This is a genomic window from Aminivibrio sp., from assembly GCF_016756745.1.
In the GTDB taxonomy this organism is placed as follows: Bacteria; Synergistota; Synergistia; order Synergistales; family Aminobacteriaceae; genus Aminivibrio.
Map to the genome: position 1 here is coordinate 114,406 of NZ_JAESIH010000044.1, position 4,719 is coordinate 119,124.

General features: G+C 58.7%; 6 protein-coding genes. All 6 read right to left on the reverse strand.

Annotated features, from left to right (window positions below; genetic code table 11):
- Window positions 1-527: 527 nt before the first annotated feature.
- The gene (gene xseA, locus JMJ95_RS06495; RefSeq protein ID WP_290683784.1) at window positions 528-1,745 is read right to left on the reverse strand and encodes an exodeoxyribonuclease VII large subunit; all 1,218 of its coding nucleotides are present in this window, start codon (window positions 1,743-1,745) and stop codon (window positions 528-530) included.
- On the reverse strand, window positions 1,711-2,211 hold the full coding sequence (nusB, locus tag JMJ95_RS06500) for a transcription antitermination factor NusB (RefSeq protein WP_290683786.1): 501 nt from the start codon (window positions 2,209-2,211) through the stop codon (window positions 1,711-1,713). Before nusB ends, xseA begins: the two co-directional genes overlap by 35 nt.
- A gap of 4 nt (window positions 2,212-2,215) precedes the next feature.
- Window positions 2,216-2,698 carry a hypothetical protein gene (locus tag JMJ95_RS06505; protein ID WP_290683788.1) on the reverse strand — a complete coding sequence of 161 codons (483 nt, stop codon included), beginning with the start codon at window positions 2,696-2,698 and terminating at the stop codon, window positions 2,216-2,218.
- A gap of 72 nt (window positions 2,699-2,770) precedes the next feature.
- Window positions 2,771-3,340, reverse strand: coding sequence for an Asp23/Gls24 family envelope stress response protein (locus JMJ95_RS06510; protein WP_290683790.1), 570 nt, complete (start codon window positions 3,338-3,340; stop codon window positions 2,771-2,773).
- 66 nt (window positions 3,341-3,406) lie between these two features.
- Window positions 3,407-3,850, reverse strand: coding sequence for a CD1247 N-terminal domain-containing protein (locus JMJ95_RS06515; protein WP_290683792.1), 444 nt, complete (start codon window positions 3,848-3,850; stop codon window positions 3,407-3,409).
- Between the two features lie 26 nt (window positions 3,851-3,876).
- A complete protein-coding gene (efp, locus tag JMJ95_RS06520) occupies window positions 3,877-4,449 on the reverse strand; it encodes an elongation factor P (protein WP_290683794.1) in 573 nt (190 codons plus the stop codon).
- Window positions 4,450-4,719 lie beyond the last annotated feature (270 nt).

Below are 4,719 nucleotides of genomic sequence, written 5' to 3' on the forward strand. Positions count from 1 at the left end.
GAGGCCGGCTTTCTTGGCCGAAGGATCTCGCCCTTGTTGTCATTCTGAGGGCGAAGCCCGAAGAATCTCGGTCTTGAGGGACGAAGAATCAACCCCGAGATCCTCCCCTCGCTGCCCTCGGGATGCTCCGCGATCGCGTTGCTCAGGACGACAGAGGGGGTGTCATCCTGAGGCCGGCTTTTTGGCCGAAGGATCTCGCCCTTGCCCCTAAGGGACGAAAGACCAAGAGCGAGATCCTCCCCTCGCTGTGCTCGGGATGCTTCGCGATCGTCGCTGGGCTCCTCAGGATGACAAGAACCAGATTCTTCTCATTTCGCTGGGCTCTGGATGCTTCGCGATCGCTTCGCTCAGGACGACAGAGGGGGTGTCATCCTGAGGCCGGCTTTCTTGGCCGAAGGATCTCGACCTTGTTGTCATTCTGAGGGCGAAGCCCGAAGAATCTCGGTCTTGAGGGACGAAGAATCAACCCCGAGATCCTCCCCTCGCTGCGCTCTGGATGGAGCGGCCCAAACCGGCACACTGTCGCACTATCCCTGCCTGCGCAAACAGACCCCGGAAACGACAGCCCCGGCGTCGCCGTCGGCGAACCGCAGGGTGACACCGTCGCCTTCCGAAAGTGCCCCGGCGGAGGTTACGGGCACCCCGTCCTTCTCGCAGAGGTTGTACCCCCGGTCGAAAACCTTCAGGGGCGAAAGGCTGTTCAGCGATGCGCCGAGGGCGGCGATGCGCTCCCCTGCGGCGGCCACGGCCCTCTCTCCCGCAGCCCCGAGCCTGGAGGCGAACAACTCCGCGCCGGAAACCCGGAGGGCAATCTCCCGTTCCGCCACGGTCCTTCCCCTATCCAGAAAAGAGCCCAAGTCCTTTTCAAAAGACCGGAATTCCCTGTCCACGGCCGAACAGAGAAGGCGGCGCTTCTGGTCGAGGGAGGCCAGGATATCCGCCGAATCGGGGAAGACCCGTTCCGCTGCTGCCGACGGTGTCGCCGCCCGGACATCCGCCGCCTTGTCGCTCAGGGTCTCGTCGATTTCGTGCCCCACACCGGTAACGACCGGAAGGGAACAGTTCCTGACCGCCCGGACCACCCGTTCGTCGTCGAAGGGAGTGAGGTCGTCCCTGCTGCCTCCGCCCCGAACCAGGAGGACGCACTCGGCACCTTCAACCCTGCCGGCGTTCGAGAGCGCCGAGCAGATCTCACCGGGGGCCTCGTACCCCTGCACCTGGGCCGGAACCACTACCAGGGCGCAGGGAGGCATCCGCTTTCCAGCCACAGCAAGCACGTCCCGGAGGGCAGCCCCGGTGAGGGAAGTCACCACGACGACCTTTTCCGGAAAGGCCGGCAAGGGTCGCTTCAGCCGGACATCGAAGAGCCCTTCAGCTTCAAGCCGCTGCTCCAGCTCGAGTCTGGCCCGCTCCGCCGCGCCCTGCCCGAGCGGCACCAGGCGGCGGACGATGAGCTGATAAGCCCCCCGGGGGGGATACAACGAAACGGCCCCTTCGGCGAGAACTTCATCGCCGTTCCGGGGCCATTGGGGAACATAGGGAAGATAATTCCGGAAGAGAGCGCAGGAAACGCGGCTCTCCCTTCCCAGGAGCGTAAAGTAGACGTGCCCGCTTGTATGCTTCTTCAGTTCCGCCAGCTCACCCTTCACAACCACCGACTGCAACACCGGGTCCTGAAGCAGAAGGGACGAGATGCGGAACGTCAGTTCGTCAACCGTCAGCTGGTGGATTATCCGTTCCGCCATGGGGCGTCTCCTGGTCCTTCGCTTGCGTTCCTCCGTCCGTACCTTGGGGGAAAAGGGCCCGGACAATCCGGCCCAGAACACCGTTGACGAATTTTCCGGACTCCTCTGCCCCGAAGGTCTTGGCGAGCTCCACGGCCTCGGAGATCGCCACGGGCACGGGGATCATCTTCGAAATGACCGACTCGAAAATGGCCATCCTGAGGGCGGCCCTGTCCACCGCCAGCATCCGCTCGGGACGCCACCCCGTAACGTGTTCCCGGATAAGATCGTCGATCTCCCTCCGCCGTTCCCACGCGCCGCATGTCAAAATTCTGGCATATTCCTGGATCTCCGGGTCATCCTCAGCGGGAAAAAGCTCCAGCGCCTGTTCCGGGGTCTGGCCCCTGCGCAGATCCAGCGAATACAATAACTGAAGCGCCATCTCCCGGGAACGATGACGCTTCTGCGGCAAAAACGTGCGAATCAATCCATTACCTCCCAGCAATGCCCTTCAGTTTCTCCGCGATCCGTTTGCCTTTCTCGGACAAAAGAAAAACGGTACCAAAATAAAAAGCCGCCCCCCAGAAAAGGATCCAGAAGAAGGGCCGAAAACCTACAATGAACAGCGCGGCGATGACCGCGCCCAACAAAGCCCATGCCAGAGGCTTCCTGGCGAGGGAGGACAGTTCACCCAGGGGATCGAAGGGAGCCTTCTCCACCTCCACCCAAGAGATTCTCACCGAGAAGCCGAGCTTCTCCAGTTCCCTGCATATCCTCCCCTCGGCCGTTTCCATGCCGGGAGGGGTCTGCCCTTTGGGGTAGGAAAGCACAATAAGAATGCACTCCTCACCTTCGGGAAAAGAAATGAGGTCACAGTCAAGGGGCTTCGTCAGGTACCGCCTGACGAACCGCCGTATTCCAACCGCAGAGACCGACACGTCGCCGAGAGTATTCCGCTTCCAGAACAAGTACATATCCACCACCACCCCTATAAGGAGAAGGGCCGGTCATATAATGAGGAGGCCCGGCCCTCTCAAGGTCCTTCGCTAAAGTTGTTCCACCTCGGGCGGAATCGGTTTCTCCGGCTTCACGGACGCTTCGGCTTCCTCTTCGTCCTCAGCATCGACAAAAGGTTCCGACACAGGCGAGGAAGCCTCGTACGCCGCAGGCTTCTCTTCCTCGGGCACCGACTCTGTGGACGGAACGGGCTTATCCTGGAAGTAAATGCCCTGGACGTTAATGTTCACAGCCTTGACATCATAACCTGTAAACTGCTCAAGGGTCTTCTTTATGGCTTCCTGCACGTCCCAAGCGGTATCAGGAATGCGAAGACCATACTTCACCATCAAAAAGACGTCGACGGTCACCACGGGGGGGAACTTGTCTTCCACGGAAACGCGGATGCCGTCGCTGGCCTTTCTGCCGATGCCGAGCTTGGAGGCTATTCCGGGGCTCGCCGGCTGCACGCCGGGAATCGTAGTGAGGGTTTTCTTGGCCAGATCCATAATCACTTCCTCGCTGATATGGATGCTGCCGTTTACAGAAGAAATCTCGTCGGCACCTCCCTGTCCAGACATCTCGCTCAGTCCGCCTTCCGGCTGTTCAATTTCGTCCATTTCCGGTTCTTGCGATTTGTACATCTCACTCATTGCGATACCTCCCTTCCTGAATTGCGTGGTAATTTACCGGTTCTGCCGCGGGAATTCCTTTCCGCAGCCTGGGCACTGAAGGGCTTCGTCCTCTTCGTACTCCTCGGGCTGGTAATAGAAAACATATCCGCAGGACGAGCACGTCTCCGAAAGACAGCTTTCGTCGAAGGCATCCTCGTCTTCGACCTCATCATCGTCTTCGTCGTCCTCTTCGTCGCCGTAGACCTCTCCGCTGCACTCCGCGAAGGCCCTTTCCAGCGAGTCGAGATCCTCGTCAAGAAGGGCGCAGTCATCCGCCAGATCCTCGTAGAGCTCTCTCTGCTCCTCGATTAAAACGCCCTGGTCGGCGACTTCCTGGGAAAGCGCGTCGAGAGCATCCACCAAGCCGGCGAAAATCTTGTTCTGCCCTTCATCCTTCACGGGCCCCAAACCGTCAAGCAGCCCCTTGAGATAGGCTATTTTCTCCCGTGCGCTCATCTTCACATTACCTCCCTTTGCCTGTCTTATTTTTTTGCCCGCTCCAAGTACTGACCGCTGCGGGTGTCTACGATAATTGTATCACCCACGTTGATGAACAGGGGAACCGTGATGGTGATGCCCGTTTCGAGTTTTGCAGGTTTGCCGCTGCTCGAAACTGTGTCGCCCTTGAAGCCCGGAGGCGTGTCGATAACCTTCATCTCCACGCTCTTGGGAATCTCGATCCCCATGATCTTCCCCTCGAAGAACTCGATCTGGACCTCCATGTTCTCCACCAGGTAGTCCGCCACGGTTCCCAGGACTTCCCTGGTGATGGGGAGCTCGTCATAGGTAGAAAGATCCATGAAGATGTAGTTGTCGCCGCTCATGTAGCTGAACTGGGCAGGTTTCTCGTCGAAAATGATCCGTTCGAACCGTTCGCCGGACCGGAAGGAATTCTCGATGATGGAGCCAGAGTCGAGATTCTTCATCTTTGTCCGGACGGTGGCCCCGCCGCGCCCCATCTTGTGGTGCTGAAAATCGAGAATTTCCCAAATGCCTTCCTGCCAGCGGATCTTCATCCCCGTATAGAAATCCGAGGTATCCACAATCTGCGCCATAACACCCGACCTCCCACAATCTACAGCAAATTGAAGTAAAATCAAGGGGTTTCGCCAAGGGCGAACTGTCCCCAAAATCTTTCACATTATACAGGCAACGTGCTTCCTGCGCCATTCAGTTTGCCAACCTGCGCGAAAGAACGCGCAGCATCCCCGAAGGGGAAGGAACTGCTCTTTTTGTCATCCTGAACGAAGTGAAGGATCTGATTTAAAGGTCTTAAAGACCGAAGCGAGATTCTTTGTCGCTGCGCTCCTCTTCCTCGCTCTTGC

Coding starts and splice junctions, on each gene's coding strand:
- xseA (WP_290683784.1), bottom strand. CDS start 1,745: ATGGCGGAACGGATAATCCACCAGCTGACGGTTGACGAACTGACGTTC.
- JMJ95_RS06505 (WP_290683788.1), bottom strand. CDS start 2,698: ATGTACTTGTTCTGGAAGCGGAATACTCTCGGCGACGTGTCGGTCTCT.
- JMJ95_RS06510 (WP_290683790.1), bottom strand. CDS start 3,340: ATGGACGAAATTGAACAGCCGGAAGGCGGACTGAGCGAGATGTCTGGA.
- JMJ95_RS06515 (WP_290683792.1), bottom strand. CDS start 3,850: ATGAGCGCACGGGAGAAAATAGCCTATCTCAAGGGGCTGCTTGACGGT.
- efp (WP_290683794.1), bottom strand. CDS start 4,449: ATGGCGCAGATTGTGGATACCTCGGATTTCTATACGGGGATGAAGATC.